At 69.0% G+C, this 19,133-nt stretch carries 9 protein-coding genes; 4 read left to right on the top strand and 5 right to left on the bottom strand.

Annotated elements, in window-relative coordinates; all coding sequences use genetic code 11:
• The 3 genes from C7443_RS01850 to C7443_RS01840 form a co-directional block, all read right to left on the bottom strand.
• Positions 1-8,531 (bottom strand): cadherin-like domain-containing protein (locus C7443_RS01850; protein ID WP_170123447.1); only part of this gene is annotated, 8,531 nt, incomplete at its 3' end.
• 250 nt (positions 8,532-8,781) lie between these two features.
• A complete protein-coding gene (locus tag C7443_RS01845) occupies positions 8,782-10,839 on the bottom strand; it encodes a TonB-dependent copper receptor (protein WP_110016870.1) in 2,058 nt (685 codons plus the stop codon).
• Between the two features lie 208 nt (positions 10,840-11,047).
• The gene (locus tag C7443_RS01840; protein WP_110016869.1) at positions 11,048-13,156 is read right to left on the bottom strand and encodes a GNAT family N-acetyltransferase; all 2,109 of its coding nucleotides are present in this window, start codon (positions 13,154-13,156) and stop codon (positions 11,048-11,050) included.
• 149 nt (positions 13,157-13,305) lie between these two features.
• Here C7443_RS01840 and C7443_RS01835 point away from each other — a divergent pair, with 149 nt between their 5' ends.
• From C7443_RS01835 to C7443_RS01825, 3 genes are read left to right on the top strand one after another with little or no spacing between them, the layout of a single operon-like run.
• Positions 13,306-14,313, top strand: a complete 1,008-nt coding sequence (locus C7443_RS01835; protein ID WP_110016868.1) for an amino acid ABC transporter substrate-binding protein — start codon at positions 13,306-13,308, stop codon at positions 14,311-14,313.
• A 3-nt stretch (positions 14,314-14,316) separates the two neighbouring features.
• On the top strand, positions 14,317-15,444 hold the full coding sequence (locus C7443_RS01830; protein WP_110016867.1) for an amino acid ABC transporter permease: 1,128 nt from the start codon (positions 14,317-14,319) through the stop codon (positions 15,442-15,444).
• Entirely contained in the window at positions 15,441-16,415 is a 975-nt protein-coding gene (locus C7443_RS01825) for an amino acid ABC transporter permease (protein WP_110016866.1), read from the top strand. The genes C7443_RS01830 and C7443_RS01825 overlap by 4 nt, the downstream gene beginning before the upstream one ends.
• Here C7443_RS01825 and C7443_RS01820 read toward each other — a convergent pair.
• Positions 16,337-16,939: a GNAT family N-acetyltransferase gene (locus C7443_RS01820; protein ID WP_110016865.1), complete on the bottom strand. Its 603-nt coding sequence runs from the start codon at positions 16,937-16,939 to the stop codon at positions 16,337-16,339. The genes C7443_RS01825 and C7443_RS01820 overlap by 79 nt on opposite strands.
• A 445-nt stretch (positions 16,940-17,384) precedes the next feature.
• Here C7443_RS01820 and C7443_RS01815 point away from each other — a divergent pair, with 445 nt between their 5' ends.
• Positions 17,385-17,738 carry a hypothetical protein gene (locus C7443_RS01815; protein ID WP_110016864.1) on the top strand — a complete coding sequence of 118 codons (354 nt, stop codon included), beginning with the start codon at positions 17,385-17,387 and terminating at the stop codon, positions 17,736-17,738.
• Here C7443_RS01815 and C7443_RS01810 read toward each other — a convergent pair.
• Positions 17,714-19,000: a chloride channel protein gene (locus C7443_RS01810; protein ID WP_110016863.1), complete on the bottom strand. Its 1,287-nt coding sequence runs from the start codon at positions 18,998-19,000 to the stop codon at positions 17,714-17,716. The genes C7443_RS01815 and C7443_RS01810 overlap by 25 nt on opposite strands.
• Between the last annotated feature and the right edge of the window lie 133 nt (positions 19,001-19,133).

Below are 19,133 nucleotides of genomic sequence, written 5' to 3'. Positions count from 1 at the left end.
TCGGTGCCGGCGGCCACCGCCGTGCCCGGCGTGCCGCTGCCGGCGCCGACCTGGGTGACGGGGTTGGCGGGCAGGTCGGCGCCGAGGCGGTCGGCGACGTCACCGCTGCTGCCGCTGCCGACGACGTTGCCGGTGGTCACGGTGGTGCCTTCCTCGGCGACCGTGTTGCGGTCGGCGTAGGCCGTCGGCGTGTCGTTGACGATCTGCAGGCGCAGCGTGCCATTGGCACTGCCATTGCCAGCGTCAGTGACGACAAGGGCAATGGTGTCGAGTGACTCGCTGGCGCCGGGCTGATCGAGCCGGGTTTTCAGCGTGTAGTGGTAGCCGAGGCTGGCGTCGGTCGGCACGCCGCCGATGTCGGTGTTCACCGTGAAGCTGTCGAGGCGCAGCGTGCCTTCGCCGGTGTCGATGTCGATCGGCGTGGTGCCCAGCGCCTGCAGCTGCGCCAGCGTCACCGTGGTGCCGCCGACGGTGATCGAGGCCAGTCCGTCCGGCGTGCTCAGGCGGATGCTGCCGTTGGTGGCGTCGCTGCCGTCGGCCTCGACCAGACCGCGCTCGTAGACGCTGGCCTCGCCGCTGGCACCGGCATTGCCGTCGACCGGTGTGATGGCCGGCGCGCCGTCGGTGTGGCCGTGGATGGTGATCGTCAGCTCGGCGGTGTCGCTGCCGCCGTCGCCATCGCTGAGGGTGTAGGTGAAGGTCTCGGTGAGGCTGTCGCCGTCTTTCAGCGCGTTGACGTCGGCGTTGCTGTTGTCGAGCGTGTAGCTGTAGCTGCCGTCGGGGTTGAGGGTCAGCGTGCCGTACTGGCCGTCGAGCGGCGCGCCCGGCGTGCCGGCGGTACCGGAGCCGCTTTCCGCGCCGGTGCGGACCGCCGAGACCGTCAGCTCGGCGTTGCTGTTGTCCGGGTCGCTGTCCTGGCCCGGGGTGCCGGGCTTGACGTTGCCGCTGACGGTATTGTCGACGGCGTCCTCGGTGATGGCGTTGCTGTCGTTGACTGCGGTCGGCGCGTCGTTGACGCCGTTGATGGTGATGGTCAGCGTCGTCGTGCTGCTGTCACCGTCGGCATCGGTGATCGTGTAGCTGAAGGTGTCGGTTTGCGTATCGCCCGTGCCCAGCGCGTTGATGACGGCGTTGCTGGTGTCGAGGACGTAGCGGTAGCTGCCGTCGGCGCCGAGGGTGAGCGTGCCGAAGCTGCCGACGACACTGCTGCCGCTGCTGCTGTCGGTGCCGGCGGCCACCGCCGTGCCCGGCGTGCCGCTGCCGGCGCCGACCTGGGTGACGGGGTTGGCGGGCAGGTCGGCGCCGAGGCGGTCGGCGACGTCACCGCTGCTGCCGCTGCCGACGACGTTGCCGGTGGTCACGGTGGTGCCTTCCTCGGCGACCGTGTTGCTGTCGGCCTGGGCCGTCGGTGTGTCGTCGACGATCTGCACGCGCAGCGTGCCATTGGCACTGCCATTGCCAGCGTCAGTGACGACAAGGGCAATGGTGTCGAGTGACTCGCTGGCGCCGGGCTGATCGAGCCGGGTTTTCAGCGTGTAGTGGTAGCCGAGGCTGGCATCGGTCGGCACGCCGCCGATGTCGGTGTTCACCGTGAAGCTGTCGAGGCGCAGCGTGCCTTCGCCGGTGTCGATGTCGATCGGCGTGGTGCCCAGCGCCTGCAGCTGCGCCAGCGTCACCGTGGTGCCGCCGACGGTGATCGAGGCCAGTCCGTCCGGCGTGCTCAGGCGGATGCTGCCGTTGGTGGCGTCGCTGCCGTCGGCCTCGACCAGACCGCGCTCGTAGACGCTGGCCTCGCCGCTGGCACCGGCATTGCCGTCGACCGGTGTGATGGCCGGCGCGCCGTCGGTGTGGCCGTGAATGGTGATCGTCAGCTCGGCGGTGTCGCTGCCGCCGTCGCCATCGCTGAGGGTGTAGGTGAAGGTCTCGGTGAGGCTGTCGCCGTCTTTCAGCGCGTTGACGTCGGCGTTGCTGTTGTCGAGCGTGTAGCTGTAGCTGCCGTCGGGGTTGAGGGTCAGCGTGCCGTACTGGCCGTCGAGCGGCGCGCCCGGCGTGCCGGCGGTACCGGAGCCGCTTTCCGCGCCGGTGCGGACCGCCGAGACCGTCAGCTCGGCGTTGCTGTTGTCCGGGTCGCTGTCCTGGCCCGGGGTGCCGGGCTTGACGTTGCCGCTGACGGTATTGTCGACGGCGTCCTCGGTGATGGCGTTGCTGTCGTTGACTGCGGTCGGCGGATCGTTGGTGGCGACCAGGGTGATCGTGCCGGTGATGGTGCTGGCGGCGAGTGCTGCAGGGCCGCCGGCGTTGCCGCCGCTCTGCAGGTTATTGCCGTCGTTGAGCACGATCGTATAGGTGCGCGTGGTGTCGCTGCCGTCGAACGTCGGGTTATCGCTGGTGTTGCGATAGCTCAGCGCTGCCAGCAGGGCGTTGAGTTCGGTCAGCGTGGTGTCGGTATCGAAAGTGAAGGTCAGCGGCGTGTCCGCGGTGCCGCCGCTCATGATGACGCCGCTCGGCAGGGTGTAGCCGCTGGCCAGCACCAGCTCGTCGCCAGCGACACCGTCGGTCAGTGTGACGGTCAGCGTGCCGGCGCCGAACACGCTGGCACTGAGGCCCGTCGTGGTCGCCAGATCGACGTCGATGACCGTGCCGGCGCTGAGCAGCGCGACCGGGTCGATGGATACGCCGCTGCCGGTGCTGGTGTTCTCGGTCGCGGTGGGGGAGGTGGCGGTCTGCGTCAGGCTCGGCGCGTCGTTGAGCGGGCTGACCGAGGCCGTCAGCGTGGCCGTCGATGCCGACCAGCTGCCGCTGCCGCCGACCGCACTGCTGATGTTCTGCACGCCGGTGATGGCGTTCCAGGTGCCGTCGGCGGCGCGCAGGCTCAGCGTGCCCGGTGTGCCGTTGAAATCGGCGGCTGGCACGAAGCGGATCTGGTGATCGCTGTTGGCAATATCGAGGACGATGGCGCTGCTGTTGCTGACACTGGTCGACACGTTGTTCCAGGTGGTGCCGCCATCGAGCGTGTACTGCCAGGTGCCCTGGGCAGCGCTTGCCGTATTGCCAACGATGGCCAGCGCAGTTTGTGCCGTGGCGGTGTCACCGCCGCCATTACCGCTCTGGTTGTCGGTCGCATCGCTGTAGCTCAGGCTGCCAGCGATGTCAGCGGCGCTGCGCGGCGCGCTGGCACTGTCTTCGCTGGTAGAGAAGCCCGTCGTCCCTGACAGGCTAGGTGAATCGTTGACCGGGTTGACGGTGATGGTGACGTCCTGCGAAGCCGTCTTGGCACCGCCGCTGCCGAGGTTGCCGAGATCATTGGCTGTGACTGTCAGCGTCGCGCTGCCGTGGTAGTCGGCCGTTGGCGTGTAGGTGAGCGTGGCCAGCGCGGCGTTGAGGTCGGCCTTGGTGCCCTGCACGGTGACCGTCGACGAACCGTAGGCGCCGGCGGTGACGGTCAAACCCGCATGCGTGGGCAGGTCGATGCTGCCGTGCGTCACTGTCAGCGTGATCTGCTCGATACCGCCGAAATCGTCGGAGTCACTCAGCGTGATACCGGTGATGGCGTTCGCCGTGCTGTCTTCGCTGATGCTGGGGGACTGCGCCGGTACCGTCAGCGTTGGCGCTTCGTTGGTATTGGAGACGCGGACATCGATGGTCGCACTGGTGGTGTTGTTGCCATCGATGCCGCTGCCTTCGGTGCCGTTGCCGACGCCGGCGTTGCGGTCGTCGACGGTCACCGTCAGCGTGTAGGTGTTGTCGCCATTGGGGTCGATCGGCGTGTAGCGCAGGTTGTTGGCCAGTGTGGCGTTGATATCGGCACGTGTGCCGCTCAGCGTCAGCGTGCCGGTACCGGAGCCGGCGACGACGACACTGCCGCTGGCGGTTACTGCCAGCTGATCGCCTGCGGTCGGCGCGACGATGGTGACGGTGTAGTTGTCGTCGCTGGCCCCCTGAGCGGTGTCCTTGCTGTCCTGGAAGCTGATGCCGCCGATGTCGATATAGCTGTCGCTGCCCAGCGTCTGCGTGCCGGGCACCGTCAGTACCGGCGCATCGTTGACCGGGACCAGATTGATGATGTTGTCCACCGTCACCGTATTGCCGCCGGTATTGTCGGCATGCCCCCAGTCGGTGAACGTGGTGTGCAGATACAGCGGACCATTGTTGTAGTCGAGGCCGGTCTGGAAGCTCAGGGCATTCAGCGCCGCCTGTACTTCCGCCACCGTGCCGGTCAGCGTCACCGTGTTGCTGCCGTTGCCGCTCCAGGCGCTCAGGCCGGTGGTGTCGTTGATCGTCAGCGTGCCCTGGGTCGTGCTCGCCAGCGTGGTGTGGGCGGCGTCGGCATACAGCTCGACGGTGACGGTGACGTCCTTGTCGAAGCTGTCGGCATCGCTCAGCGTGAAGCCGCTGAGGGTCAGTGCGACATCCTCGTTAGCGGAGTAGGTGCTCGGGTTGGTCAGCACCGGCACATCGTTGGTCGTCGAGGCATACAGCGTGATGTCGACGCTGTCGCGGTTGTTGGTCGCGTCGATCGGTGTGTGGTCTTCATTACTGGTGCCGCCGTTAGCGCCGCCGGTCAGCGTGCCGCTGGCATCGTAGAGCCGGTCGTCGACGGTGACGCGCAGGGTGTCGGCCCGGTCGGCGTCGGTGCTGTAGGTGACCGTCAGCGTCGCGAGGATGGCGTCGATTTCGGCCTTCGTGCCCTGCACGATCAGCGTGTTCGTGCCCTTGCCGCTGACCAGCGCGTTGCTGGGGCTGGTGCTGGGGTCGGCGGCGGTATAGCTGAGCGTGGCGTCGCTGACGGGGGTCTCGGTGCTGTCGATCACCGAGATTTCCACACGCAGGAAATCGGTTTCGCCGCTGCTGATGCTGCCGAGATCCTGATCGCTGACCGAAAGACCGGGCACGCTGACAGCGGTGCCGGCCGTGGCCGTCACGTCCACCGAGGATTGCGCGGCGCTGACGGTCGGTTTGTCGTTGGCATCGGAAAGGATGCTGATGTTGAAGCGCGAGGAAGTCGTCGCACTGCCTTGCGTGAAGGGGGTGCTGTCATTGACGACGTAGTCACCATCGCTGACCACATAGTCGAAGTAGTCGCTGGTGCTGTCCGAACCGTTGTGCTTGTAGCTGACGCGGCCGGCGTCGAGGTCGGCCTGCGTGAACACCGAGCCTACCGCCAGCGCCACGCCATTCAGGTACAGCGTGCCGGAACTCGGCGCGGCGGTGATGCGGTACTGGCGCTGCTCGGTGGTGTTGTCGCTGTCGCTGTAGACCAGATGCGCGATGCTGTCCGGCTGCGCCGTCGGCGTGCCGGAGCCGTCGGCATTGCTGTAGCCGGTCGCGCCGAGGATGACCAGTGTGCCGCCTTCGCTGATGGGGCCGGCCTCGCCGCTGACGGCCTCGGACTTGCTGACGAACACGGGGGCATCGTTGACCATCGTCAACGCGATCGGCACCGTCAGTTCGCTGCCCTGGCTGAGCTGGTTGGTCGCGGTGGCGGTGGTGACGCCCTGATTGTCGAGCGGGACCAGCGTGAAGCTGTCGCTGTAGTTCTCGGTGCCGTCGTGGGTGTAGGTGAGCTTGCCGGCGGCGAGATCGGCGGCGCTGATGACGCTGCCGATGCCGACGATGGCACCGTCGAGTTTCAGCGTGCCGTGGCTGACGTCGCCGGTGATGCGGAAACTGAGGACGTTGTCGATGGCGTAGCCGGTTTCAGGGACCAGGTCCGACGTCGAGTTGTCGGCGTCGGCGAGCACGATGTAGCTGGCATCAATGGTGATCGTGCCGCCTTCCGTGCCGGTCAGTGGCGTGCCGAGGCTGGCCGTCGGCGTGTCGTTCTGCGGCGTGATGCTGAGATCGAAGGTCGCCACCGCGGTGGTGCTGGTGCCGTCGGAGACGGTGTAGGTGAAGCTGTCGATGAAGTCTTCGCCACCGGCGTGGACGAAGCTCACCAGCCCGGCGTCGACGTCGGCCTGCGTGAAACTGCCGTAGTAGCTCAGCGCGACACCGTTGAGCTTGATCGTGCCGCTGCTCGGCAGTTGCAACAGGCGATAGACGATCTCGGCAGCTGAATTGTCGCTGTCGCTGGCCGCGAGCATGGTGCTGTCGAGCGTGACCGTCGCACCTTCATCCAGACTCGCCGTGTTGCTGCCGCCGGTGCTGGGGGCGGCACTGACCGGCGTCGGCGAGGGCAGCGGATCGGTGTCGGCGGTGACCGTGTCGCTGACGATGACGTTGAAGGTGTTGACCGCCAGCGTGTCGGTGCCGCTGACGTAGATGCCGCCATCGCGCGGGTACGGATACAGCCGCTGCTCGCCGTCCTTGACCGTGAAGCTGATGCTGTCGGTGCGCGCCGTGTCCGAGCGCGTCACGTAGGTGATCAGACCGGCATCGATGTCGGCCTGCGTGAAGCTCGATCCGACCTGCAGCACCGTGCCGTCGCGCAGGAAATAGCCATCGGCAGGGTCGGGGATCGCGGTCAGCGTGTAGGTCAGCGTCGTGCTCGGAGAGTCGACATCGGTGACCTGCAGCATGCTGCTGGTGATGGTGATCGACGAGCCGCTGCCGAGCGTCGGCGAGGCGTTGGTGGTCAGCACCGGATCGTCGTTGTTGTCGAGGATGCCGATGTCGATCGTCGACACCGTCGTCGCCGGTGTGCCGGTGCCGCCGCCGGCATCGGTGATGCGGATCTGGAAGCTGTCGGTCGCGGGGGATTCGCTGCCGTCGTGGCTGTAGGTGAGCAGGCTCAGATCGCTGATGACGTAAGGCGAGCCGGCGCTGGCGCTGCTGATCACCACACCGTCGTATTTCAGCGTGCCGTGGCTGGGCAGGCCGACGATCGCGTAGCTGAAGCTGCTGTCGTCCGGGTCGCTGGCGCTGATCGCGCCGCGCTCCGGCGAACCGGGGACCGGCAGGGCGCCGTTGGCACTCAGGCTGACGTCCTGTTCGCCTTCGATGACGGTCACGCTGCCGCTGATCGCCGGCGCCTGGTTGGCCGGCAGCAGATTGACCGTGACGTTCTGGTCGAGCAGCAGGCCGCCGGCACCGTCGTCGATGGTGATCTTGAAGCTGTCGGTACTTGCCGCCAGCACCTGGCTGCCGTCATGGGTGTAGGTCAGTTGCGCCAGCTGGCTGACGGCGAAGGTCGAGCCGACCGACAGTGCGTTGCCATCGAGCGTGAGCTGGCCGCTGCTCGGCAGCTCGGCGATCTTGATGATCACCTGGTTGGCGGTGTTGTCGATGTCGGTCAGACCGATGCTGCTGGCGGTAAAGCCCGGCGTGCCGCTGAGCGTGGTCGCGGCAGTGAAACTGACCGAGCCACCCTCGTAGACGTTCGGCGGCGTTACCGTGCTGGCATCGATGGCCGGGGCGTCATTGATCGGTTTGACCGTGATGTTGTCCAGCGTATAGCTGACGGCGCTGTCGTTGTTGCTGACGTCGCGGGCGGTCAGTGTGATCTGCGGGTCGTAGCCGCTGAGCGTGTTGTTCTGGTCGGCCGTCGGCGTGAAGGTGAAGCTGGCGATCGTCGCGTTCAGATCGGCCAGCGAGCCACTCAGGGTGAAGTCCGCCGAACCATTGCTGCCGCTGCTGATCGTCGCCGTGCCGGCCAGCGTGACCAGTGCCGTGCCGCCATCGCTCTGGATGCGCAGCGTCATCGCCGCCGGGTCGTCGCCGTCGCTGAGCGACAGGCCGGTGATCGTCAGTGCGCTGTCTTCGTCGGTCTCGCGGGGCTCCGCGCTGGCGGTGTCGCTGATCGCGGTGGCGGCGAGCAGGCCGGCGAACGCGCTCGGCGCCACTCCAGCGTGCTCGATCACGCCGGTGCTGTATTCGAGTGTCCAGTCGCCGCCGGCGGTGGCGGCGCCAGTGGCATCGGTCGAAGCGGCGACATCGGCGCCGGTGGCGGCGGCAATGCTGTCGACCAGACTGCGGCCGCTGTCAGTGGCGGCCAGATCGCAGGTGTAGATCAGTATGTCGGCGTCGGCGCTCAGCCCGTCGCGCCAGCTGGCGAGTTCGCCTTCGGCGGTGCCGATCGTCGTGCTGTCGAGCGTGCGGCTGCCGAGCACGAGTTCGTCGCTGCCGCCGTGTGCGTAGATCTCGACGCTCGTGACCGTGCCGCTGCCATCGCTGATGGCGGCACTGAGCAGCGCCAGGCCGTCGCTGCCGGCGTCGACGTAGATGATCTCGGTATCCGCGGACTGACTGGCGGCGATCACGCCGTAATCGGCGATGCGCGTGTCGATCAGCGCGATGGTGCGTCCGGACACCGCACTCGCACCGTCGGACGATGCTTCGACCGTAGCGGATGCGTTGGCGATGGCTGCCGCGTCGTGGCCGGTGACCTGTGCGGCATCGCTGCCGTCACCGTCGCTGGCACTGTCCTGATGGTCGTGCGGCTTGCTGTCAGCGCCGGCGGCCGTGGCCGCCGCCGCTCCGTCGAGGACGAAACGCGGTTCCAGCGCCAGCTGTATCGAGGGGGCGGAACCGACGAGGTCGACAGCCGAAGCATTGGCCGGCGCAGCGTCTGCGCGGTGCGGGGAGATCTGCATAGTAAGCGACCCTTCCATGGACAATGCGGATCGCCACTTTTGGCAGTACGAATGAAGCGAACCGCAGGTTTTATGTGCTTTTGTTCATTGAGACATAACCGCGGTATGGGTGCAAAGAATATCGATAGAGCATTCGAGTCTGTAACAAAGTTTTTTAAGTTTTTAAAAAAGTTAAATTTCTGGAAATTTTTAAATGAGCGGCGATTAAAGTTAAGTTATGTAATGCCAACCGCCTCGCCGCCCACGGGTTTTACAGATCGACGGCGAGCTTCAGCCAGGCGCTGCGACCGGGCTCGTTGACCTGTGTGACGGTCGGATCGAAGGCCGAGGCGCGATTCAGCGCGTAGGCGTATTCGCGGTCAAAAACGTTGTCGACGCCGAGGCTCAGACGCACGCCGCGGCGCAGTTCGGTGGCACCGTAAAGATCGAGCACTGCCCAGGCCGGTGTCTCGCGCAGATCGAGGCCGGAGGCGAGGTCGATGTTCTCCTGCCGCGCGGCGAAGCGCATCTGCGCACCGGCACTCCAGCGCTCGGCGTCCCAGTCGAGGCTGACGCGGCCTGACAGCGGCGGGATCTGCGCGATGTTGCGATCGTCGTCGATGTTGCGGCCGCGCACGTAAGAGAGCTCGCCGCGGGCGGCGAGCTGCGGCGTGAACTTGGCTCCGAACGTCAGTTCGGCGCCGTAGAGGCGGGCGTCGACGTTGCGGTAGATGGTCGCGCCGTCGCTCTTGAGAATGCCGCTCTGGCCGGCGGCGCGATCGCGCAGGATGAAGTCGTGCGCCCAGTCGTAGAACAGCGAGATCTGCGCATCGGCCGCGCTGCCCTGCCAGTTCAGGCCGAGGTCGATCTGGCGGTGGTCCTCCGGGTCGAGGCCCGGATTGCCGACCCAGACGCTGGTCGGCGTCGGACTGCCGCCGGCGAGGAAGCGCTCGGTGGCATCGGCGGTGCGCAGGCTGCGGCTGACGCCGGCAAACGCCGTCAGCGACTCGTCGAGGCGCTGCTCCAGACGCAGCAGGCCGCCGATGTTGGTTTCGTTGTCGGCTTCGCCGGCGTCATAGCCGTAGTAGCGCTGGTAGAGCTGGTTCGGCGTGCCGGTGGTCGACTTGCGGTCGGCGGCGCCGGCGCTCGGATCGACGAAGTCGGCGCGCAGACCGGCCTTGAGCTTGCGGCCGTCGCCGAGCGGCTGTGCGAGTTCGGCGAACACGCCCCACTGCTCGATGTCGACGTCCGGCCACAGGATCGACTGCGTCATCGCCAGCGTCGGCCCGGCGTAGCGCACCGCCATGCGCTCGTTGCGCTGGAAGTCGGCACCGAAGGTCCAGGTGCCGTCGCCCATCGGCACATCGAAGCTGAAGCGTCCGCCGGTGGTGTCGGAGGTGGTCGGCACGCTCATCTTCATCGCCCCGGCCGCCAGCGGCCGCAGCGAATAGTTGTCCATCAGATGATCGACCTGCGCGCGGTAGAACTCGCCGCGCACGGCACTGACGGCGCCACCGAGGCCGGTTTTCTCGCCGCCGATGCGCAGCGTCGTCGCGTTGTCTTCCGGCGAGTCCATGCCGGCGCCGGCGAACAGCACGTCACGGCGCTCGGCGCGGTCGATGTCGAACTCCAGCCGGGTGTCGGCGTCCGGCGTCAGACCGAAGGTGAAGCGCCCGCCGCGGGCGTCGAAGGCACTGCGCACGGTGCGGCCGCTGCCGTCCTGATAATTGCCGGACTTCTGCCAGCTGCCGCCGAAGCGGGCGAACGCATCCGGCGTGCCGATCGACAGGTCGAGATCGGCGTTGCGCGCATCGGCATTGCCGAGATAGCCAGTATCGAAACGCAGGCGCGGTGCCTCGTCCTCGGCGAAGCGCGGCGTGGTCCGCTCGAACAGCACCGTGCCGCCGCTGCCGCCACCGCCGTAGAGCACGCTCTGCACACCGCGCAGCACGGTGACCTGATCGTAGGCCAGCGGGCTGACGTAGCTGGTCGGCGGGTCCATGCGGTTGGGGCAGCCGCCGTGGATATAGGCACCGTCGAGCAGCACGTTCAGGCGGGTCTGGCTCTGGCCGCGGATCACCGGATCGATGCCGACACCGCCCATGCGCGAGCCGGAGACGCCGGGCAGGTCACGCAGCATCTCGCCGCCGTCGTTGCTGATGCCCTCCAGCTTGGCCGGGGAGAACTGCGTCTGATCCGGCGCCGTCAGCAGCTGCCGCGGCTTGCGGATGAGGATGGTGATGACGTCGGGATCGGTGACCGCGTCGGTGGCGTAGGCAGGCAGGGCGAGGGCCGCCGTCAGGGCGGCGGCGAGCGGCTGAGGACGCATCGGGCGCGGAACTCCATGTGGGTGTTGTGGATTTGCGGCCCATGGCGAACTTCATGCCAGTATGAAATTTTTTTTAAATCAGCCGATTGGCCGGCGCTGATCACGATGGCGGCATGGCATATGCCGCAGTGCAGCGTGAAATGCCCTGGCCGTGGCGTGGGAAATGCCGCGCTGGCGCGGTGTCAGCCAGTGGTTGCGCGCACGAGTCTCAGGTGCTCGCGAACAGCCGGCCGACCGCGCTGCGCAGCGCCTGCTCGGCGGTGGCACGGCCCGGCAGCGCGCAGCGGCGTACCAGCTCGGCCCAGTCGTCGCGGGCGAGCACTTTGCGCAGCAGCAGCTGCGCCTGCGCGGCGTCGAGTCGGGTCGCCGCCTGGCTGGCCAGCGCCTGGGCGCAGGCCGGCCAGAGCACGGCGACGCTGCTGCCGTAGTCGCGCTGACCGGCGACATAGGCCTCGATCTCGGCGCGCCGGGCGGCTTCGAGCGCCGGCGTCGGCTGCTCGGGATCGCACAGCAGCGCCAGCGCCAGCGCCGGGTCGAGCTCGCGCAGCGGGTCGCTGAGCTGATAGGGCAGGGATTGGCAAAAGCGTGCGCGCGCCGCCGCGCAGCTGGCGGTGCCGGCGGCCGACAGCGCCGCCAGCACCAGCACCGCCTGTGCACCGCTCGCCGTCTCGCGGGTGAAGCCGGCTCGCACCGGCAGCAGACCGGCGCCGCGCCAGAACGCCAGCAGCGGCGGATCGGCGGCGAAGCTCGATCCGAACAGATCGACGCCGTCGGCCTGCGCCGCCGCGGCGATGTGCGCGAGCAGCGCGCGGCCGATGCCGCGTCCGCGCGCGGCCGGGTGCACGGCGATGCGCACGATGCGCTCGGCGCGCAGGCAGGTGGCCTCCGGGCGGGCGAGGTGGTAGGCCAGCGACTGCGGCAGCAGATGGCCGCGCGGCCGCCGCTGGCCGGCCTGCACCGCGGCAGCGAGCTGCGGGCTGAAACCGCCTTCGCGCGCTGCCAGCGCCACGGCGACGACGTGGCCATCATGGCGTGCCACCCACACCGCGAGGTTCGGGCCGTCGAGCAGATGGCGCAGGTCGAGCGGCGTGGTGCGGTAGTGCGCCAGTACCAGCAGGCCGAAGACTTCATCGAGCAGCGCGTCGTCGGCGGCCAGATCCGCGCGATCGAGGCGCTGGATGGCGAGCGCCGCCGGCTGCGCCTCGGCGATCAGGGCGGCGTCGACCGGCTCGGCATCGAGCAGCAGCAGCCGCGCCAGCAGCGCCTCCAGCGGATCGCCGGCGGCCCAGCGCACCGGGGTTTCCAGCGTCAGTGCCCGCCACTCCGGCGTGCGGGCATCGAGCGTGCGCCGAAAGCGCAGTGCAAAACCGCGCCCGGAGCCTTCGTAGCCGTGCACCGTCGAGGCGAACGCGAGTCGCGGCCAGCGTGCGAGCAGGCGTTCGAGCAGCGCCAGCGGCAATGCCGCGGCCTCGTCGACCATGACGAAATCCGCCGGCTGCGTCGCCTCGGCCAGCGCATCCGGGGCGATGAATTCGAGCACGCGGCCGTCGAGTTCGAGGCGTCCGCGTGTGGCCTGCGCCGCCGGCAGCGCAGCGGCGGCATGGGTGAACACCGCCTGCGTGGCGTCGAGGCGCGGGCCGCTGACGACGATGCGCGTCTTGCCACTGGCCAGCAGCACCGCCGCGGCCAGGCCGAGCGCCGCCGATTTGCCGCGGCCGCGGTCGGCGGCGAGCACCAGCGGGCGCCGCGCACGGCCGCGGGCGGTGCGTACCAGGGCGGCGACCGCACTGGCCTGATCCGCCGTTGCACACAGCGCCGGCGACGCTGCCGGACGCGGCGCCGGCGGGCGCAGGGCGGCACCCGGAGCGTCGGCGTGGCGGCGCTCGACGCGCGAATCGGCGGCGAGCAGGCGGGCGAGACGGCCGAGAAAACGGCCGCTGACCTCGGCAGCGGACAGCGGATGCACGGCGATGCGCTGGTGTTCCGGGTCGGCGAAGCGCGGCCAGTCGGCGAGCGGCGGCGTCAGCAGCAGCAGCACGCCGCCGGCACGCAGCGTGCCGGCGGCCTGGCCGCAGGCGTCCGGATCGAAGCCGGCATGGGCATCGAGCACCAGCGCGTCGAATTCCTGACCGAGCACCGCCGCCGCCGGCCCGCGGTCGAAGCCGGCCGGCGGCTCGGCACCGAGCCACAGGCAGCGCGGCGCGGCGAACTCCGCAAGCAGCATCGACGCGGCGGCACGGCCGGCCGCGGCCGTGCCTTCGAGCAGCACGCAGCGGCGCGGGGGCAGCGCAGCAGGAGGAGGTTCACGACGGGGCATGGTGCGATCTCTGGTCAGCGCGCCATCGTCCGGTCGCAGCGATGACCGGGTCAAGCGCGGGGCTGCGGCGCCGGCGCGTTCATTGCCGGCGCGTTCATTGTTAGAGTCGGCCGCATTCCGCTTTGCTCCGCATCCATCAGGAGTCGCGCATGTCGCCGCTGCCTTTCGTTCTTGCCGCCGCGCTCGGCGGTTTCGTCGCCCCGGCTCTGGCCGGTACCACCTTCGATGCTGTCAAGCAGCGCGGCGCGCTGCGTTGCGGCGTCAACGTCAGCGTCCCGGGTTTTTCCAGCCCGGACAGCCAGGGCCACTGGCAGGGGCTCGATGTCGACGTCTGCCGGGCGGTGGCCGCGGCGGTGTTCGGCGATGCCGGCAAGGTCGAATTCGTGCCGCTCAACGCCCAGCAGCGCTTCGCCGCGCTGCAGTCGGGTGAGATCGACATGCTCTCGCGCAACACCACCTGGACACTGACGCGCGATGCCGAGCTCAAGCTCGACTTCGGCCCGGTGGTGTTCTTCGATGGTCAGGGCTTCATGGTGGCGAAGGCACTCGGCGTCAGCCGCGCCGGGCAGCTCGACGGCGCCAGCGTCTGCGTGCAGAGCGGCACCAGCACCGAGCAGTCGGTCAGCGACTGGTTTCGCGCCCGCGGCATGAGCTTCAGGCCGGTGGTGATGGACAATTTCGACGAGCTGAACAAAGCCTTCTTTGCCGGTCGCTGCGATGTCTACACCACCGACCGCTCCGGCCTGGCCTCGATCCGCATGACGATGTCGGGCAAGCCCGACGATTACCTGATCCTGCCCGACATGATCTCCAAGGAGCCGCTGGCGCCGGCGGTGCGTCACGGCGATCAGGACTGGGCCGATGTCGTGCGCTGGTCGGTGATGGTGCTGATCGAGGCTGAGGAGCTGGGTGTGACCTCCGCCAACGTCGCCGAGAAGCGCGACAGCGCTGATCCGGCGCTCGGCCGCCTGCTCGGCAGGACGCCGGATCTCGGTCAGGCGCTCGGCCTGCCGCAGGACTGGGCCTTCCAGGCGATCCGCCAGGTCGGCAACTACGGCGAGGTCTATCAGCGCAACCTCGGTCCGCTCGGCCTCGACCGCGGCCTCAACGCGCTGTGGACGCAGGGCGGGTTGCTGTACGCGATCCCGGCGCGCTGAGGCGTGCAGGCGCGCAGCTATCCCTGGCGGCTGTCGCGCGGGCGCGCGCTGCTGCTGCAGGGCGGCGTGCTGCTGGCGCTGCTGGCGCTGCTCGCCTGGTGCTGGCACAACGCCAGCCTGCGTCTGGCGGCGCAGGGGGTGAGCAGCGGCTTTGGCTTTCTGCAGCGCGAGGCAGGCTTCGCCATCGCCGAAACGCCGATTGCCTGGTCGCCGGCCGATACCTATCTGCGCGCGCTGGGCATCGGCCTGCTCAATACGCTGAAGGTGTCGCTGCCGGCGCTGCTGCTGGCCAGCGCGCTCGGTGTTGCCGTCGGCATCGCCCTTGGTGCGCAGTCGCGGCTGTGGCGGCGGCTCGCCCGCGGCTACGTCGAGAGCCTGCGCAACGTGCCGCTGCTGCTGCAGTTGTTCGTCTGGTACGGCGTGTTCAGCGCGCTGCCGCCACCGCGTCAGGCGCCGCAACTGCTGCCCGGGGTGTTCCTCAGCGGACGTGGCCTGCTGCTGCCGGCGCCGCTGGCGGACCTGCGCTGGCTGTGGCTGGCCGGCGCGGCGTTGCTCGCCGTCGGGCTGGCCTGGGCGCTGTACCGGCGACGCTGGCCGCTGCCCGTGCTGCTGCCGCTGCCGCCGCTCGCGGCCGTGGGCAGCTGGTGGGCGCTCGGGGCGCCGCCGCTGTGGAGCCTGCCGGTGCTGGGCGGCTTCAATTTTCATGGCGGTCTGCTGCTGTCGCCGGAGTTCGCCGCGCTCGGCTGCGGGCTGGCGTTTTATTCGGCGAGCTACATTGCCGAGATCGTGCGCGGCGGCATCGACGCCGTGCCCGCCGGCCAGCGCGAGGCGGGGCTGGCGCTCGGCCTGCGCCGCGCCGAGCTGATGCGCCTGATCGTGCTGCCGCAGGCGCTGCGCGTGATGCTGCCGCCGCTTGCCGGGCAGTACCTGAGCCTGATCAAGAACAGCTCGCTGGCGGTCGCCATCGGTTATCCGGACCTGGTCTCGATCGCCAATACCGCGATCAACCAGACCGGCCAGGCTATCAGCGGCATCTTGCTGATCATGCTCGCTTATTTGAGTGTCAGCCTGGTCGTCGCCGCACTGATGGCCTGGTGGAACCGGCGGCTGCTGCAGCGGGGCGAGGCATGAGGCGGCCGCGGCCGTTCGATGTGCTGGCGCTGCTGCTGCTGGCCGCCGCCGGCTGGGCGCTGTGGGGCTGGGCGGTGCGCGAGGCGGTGTGGGCCGGCGACGCCGCCGCCTGCCGCGCGGCCGGCGGTGCCTGCTGGGCCTTCATCGGCGAGAAATGGCGGCTGATGCTGTTCGGCCTGTATCCACCGGCCGAGCAGTGGCGCGCGGCACTGGCAGTGCTGCTGAGCGTTGCCTTCGTCGCCGCCTGCGTGCGCTGGCGCCGCGCCTGGCCGCTCGGCTGGCTCGGGCTGCTGGCCCTCGATTACGCGCTGCTCGCCGGCGGTTTTCTCGGCCTGAGCGCGGTGCCGGTGGCGCAGTGGGGCGGTTTGCCGCTGACGCTGCTGCTCACCGTCAGCGGTGTCGGCGGCGGCCTGCCGCTGGCATTGCTGCTGGCGCTCGGCCGGCGCTCGCGGCTGCCGCTGCTGCGCCTGCTGGCAGGCGGCTACATCGAGCTGATCCGCGGCGTGCCGCTGGTCAGCGTGCTGTTCATGGCGGCGGTGATGTTTCCGCTGCTGCTGCCGCCCGGCTGGGTGCTCGGCAAGCTGCTGAGCACCCAGCTGGCGCTGGCGCTGTTCGTCGCGGCGTATCTGGCCGAGGCGATCCGCGGCGGCCTGCAGGCGATTGCCTACGGCCAGTACGAAGCCGCCGCCGCACTCGGCATGCGCCACGGCACGGCGCTGGCGACGGTGATCCTGCCGCAGGCGCTGCGTATCGCCCTGCCGGCGCTGACCGGCATCGCCATCGGCACCTTCAAAGACACCTCGCTGGTGGTGATCATCGGCCTGTTCGACCTGATGACCGCCACCCGCGCGGCGCTCGGCGATCCGCGCTGGCTCGGCTTTTCGCTGGAAGCCTACCTGTTCGCGGCGCTGGTGTACGGCGTGCTGTCGTGGTCGCTGTCGTTGGCCGGCCGCCAGCTGGAAAAGCGCTGAAGCCCGTCGGCCGACCACAGCCGCGACAGCCACCACACCCAGCCGGCGGTGAACGCGCTGGCGGCGTGCAGCGGCCGGTCGCCGCTGAGCTCGCCGATGTCGCTGTGCGCCAGCACGAAGCCGCAGCGTTCGGCGAGCGCGATCATCGGCCGGTTGTTGGGATCGACGACCACCCGCAGCCGTTTGATGCCGATGCAGAAGGCGAGGACGCCGGCGGCATCGATCAGGCGGCGGGCGTAGCTGTGGCCACGGAACTCGCGTTCGACACTGATGCCGATCTCGGCGATGCCGTCGTCGAGCACGGCCAGATGCAGGGCGGCGATGACGCGGCCGGGCTGCGCCGGATCGTCGTGCAGCAGCACGGTATCGCCGCGCTCGACCAGGCGGTCGACGTAGCGGCCGATGGTGTCGTCGGTGGCGTAGTGGCCGAAGCGGGTGTGGCGGTCTTCACGCGACAGGTGGAGCAAATGCGCGCGCAGGGCGACGCCATCGCGTGCGGTATGCATCAAGCGGGGTGCGTCCATCGGGGACTCCTGAGTATCGATCGGCTGCGGCGGTGCAGCCCTTTGTTGCATTGCAACATCCCCGCGAATCGTGAGCAATGCAGTAAGCATGAATTGTTTTTCTCGTTTTATGAAAAAAAGTGTGCTCAGACCGATACCTTTCCGAAAGAGTCGTCGACTTCCGTTAACTGTTTGATCGTTATTGCTTACAGGGCGCTTACATTGGCGCTGAAACGGCCGTAACTGCTTGATCAGCGGTTATGCGCCCTGAACGCTCTGGCATGCAGATATGTCTGCCGCGGAAGCGGCCTTGTTTGTCAGGTTTTGTGTCGCAGCGGCGGCTTGTACGGCGGTGGCCGCTCGCCAGCGCGCGCGGCGGCAGGTATACCGTGGCGCCGGCGGATCGCTGTCCGCTGTCCCCCCTTGTCATCAGCGCTCCGTCATGGAGTCCGGAGATCCCAGCCCGATGAGCGAAGGTTACCGCTCGAACGTTTTTGCCCCGCGGCTGCTGTGCGCGGCCCTGCTGCTGGCCTGTGTCAGCCTGCCGGCCAGTGCCCGGCCGTGGAAGGAGAAGTACGACAACACCTACGGCTATGCGCTGATGTCGCTCGATGAGCGCATCGCGCTGCGCGAGCACATGCGCTCACTGCATTCACTGAACGAATGTCGCGCCTATCAGGCCGAACACCGCCGGCAGATGAACGCGCGCGCCAAGGCCCAGGGCAAGACGCTGCCGGCGCCGCACTGGGATGCCTGTGCGCAGTTGCGCGCGCTCGGCCACTTCAACACGCCGTCTCAGCCGCGCCCGGGCGGCGGATAGTCGATGCCGCGGGCGCGCAGCAGGCAGATGAATGCCGAGGGCAGCCCGAACAGGCGGTGACTGATGACGTCGGCGGCGGCGATCGCCAGCATCGCCGGCAGGATGATGCGCGGGTCGCGCACGATTTCGAGCAGCGCCGTCAGTGCCGCCAGCGGCGCGTTCAGTGTCGCCCCCATCGTCGCTCCCATGCCGATCACCGCGTACAGCCCGGGCAGCGCGCCGGGCAGCAGCTGGCCGCCGATGCCGCCGACCAGCGCGCCGAGCAGCAGGCTCGGGCCGATCAGGCCGCCGGGCAGGCCGCAGCCGAGGCCGAGCGCCGTCGCCAGCAGCTTGGCCAGCAGCATCAGTGCCATCGCCGCCGCGGCGTATTCACCGTTGATGACGTCGAGCAGCGTGTGATAGCCGAGCCCCATCACCTGCGGACAGAGCATGCCGATCAGACCGCAGAGCACGCCGCCGAGCGTCAGCCGCGGCAGTACCGGCAGCGCCGCGCTGAGCGCCGAGGTGCGCAGCAGCAGGCGGATGAACGCCACCGCCACCAGGCCGGCGCCGGCACCGAGCGCGAGCAGGCCCGGCACGTGCTGCAGCGGCACGAAATCCGCCAGATGCCGCGGCGACAGCACCGCGATGTCGCCGAAGGCCGCCTGGCTGACCGCCGTGGCGCTGATCGCGGCGAGCAGCACCGGCGTCAGATTGGGCAGCTTGCGCTCGCCGAGCATTACCTCCAGCGCCAGCGCGACGCCGGCCAGCGGCGTGTTGAAGGCGGCGGCGATGGCGCCGGCGGTGCCGCAGGCGATCAGCAGCTGGCGCTCGGCCAGCACCAGCGCGCTGTGTTCGGCGATCAGACTGCCGAAGCTCGCGCCGATGTGGATCGCCAGGCCCTCGCGGCCGACCGAATGGCCGCAGATCAGGCAGGTGGCGGCGCCGATGAACTGCACCGCGGCATTGGCGAAAGGCAGGCGTGCACCGTGCCAGGCGATGCGTTCGAGCACATGCGCCACGCCGGTGGCGCGCATGCCGAGCGGCAGCAGCGTGAACAGGATGCCGAGCGCCAGCCCGCCGCCGCTGGCCAGTGCCAGCCGCCCCAGCGGCGACAGCTGCTCGAAGTGATCGGCATGGCCGCTGCCGAGGATCAGTGTCTGCCCGAAGCCGACCGTCAGCCGGAACAGCACCATCGCCAGCCCGGCCAGCAGGCCGCAGCCGGCGGCGAGAAACAGCACGCGCGGATTGCGCGGGCGGGGCAGGTCGTAGTCGTCGGACATCGGCGGGCGCGGCGCAGGGTGAAAAGCTCGACCTTAAACGGACGCGCTTTCCAGTCATAGCCCGCCACCTGCGCCACGACAGGCGCGGATCGCCGCTGCCCCGGAGTGTCAGCTAATCCCTTGGGGCAATGGA

It is taken from the genome of Plasticicumulans acidivorans (assembly GCF_003182095.1).
Lineage (GTDB): Bacteria > Pseudomonadota > Gammaproteobacteria > Competibacterales > Competibacteraceae > Plasticicumulans > Plasticicumulans acidivorans.
The sequence above is the reverse complement of the archived record's forward strand: the minus strand, read 5'-3'. Positions and strand labels throughout refer to the sequence as shown.

Coding starts and splice junctions, on each gene's coding strand:
- C7443_RS01845 (WP_110016870.1), bottom strand. CDS start 10,839: ATGCGTCCTCAGCCGCTCGCCGCCGCCCTGACGGCGGCCCTCGCCCTG.
- C7443_RS01840 (WP_110016869.1), bottom strand. CDS start 13,156: ATGCCCCGTCGTGAACCTCCTCCTGCTGCGCTGCCCCCGCGCCGCTGC.
- C7443_RS01835 (WP_110016868.1), top strand. CDS start 13,306: ATGTCGCCGCTGCCTTTCGTTCTTGCCGCCGCGCTCGGCGGTTTCGTC.
- C7443_RS01825 (WP_110016866.1), top strand. CDS start 15,441: ATGAGGCGGCCGCGGCCGTTCGATGTGCTGGCGCTGCTGCTGCTGGCC.
- C7443_RS01820 (WP_110016865.1), bottom strand. CDS start 16,939: ATGGACGCACCCCGCTTGATGCATACCGCACGCGATGGCGTCGCCCTG.
- C7443_RS01815 (WP_110016864.1), top strand. CDS start 17,385: ATGAGCGAAGGTTACCGCTCGAACGTTTTTGCCCCGCGGCTGCTGTGC.
- C7443_RS01810 (WP_110016863.1), bottom strand. CDS start 19,000: ATGTCCGACGACTACGACCTGCCCCGCCCGCGCAATCCGCGCGTGCTG.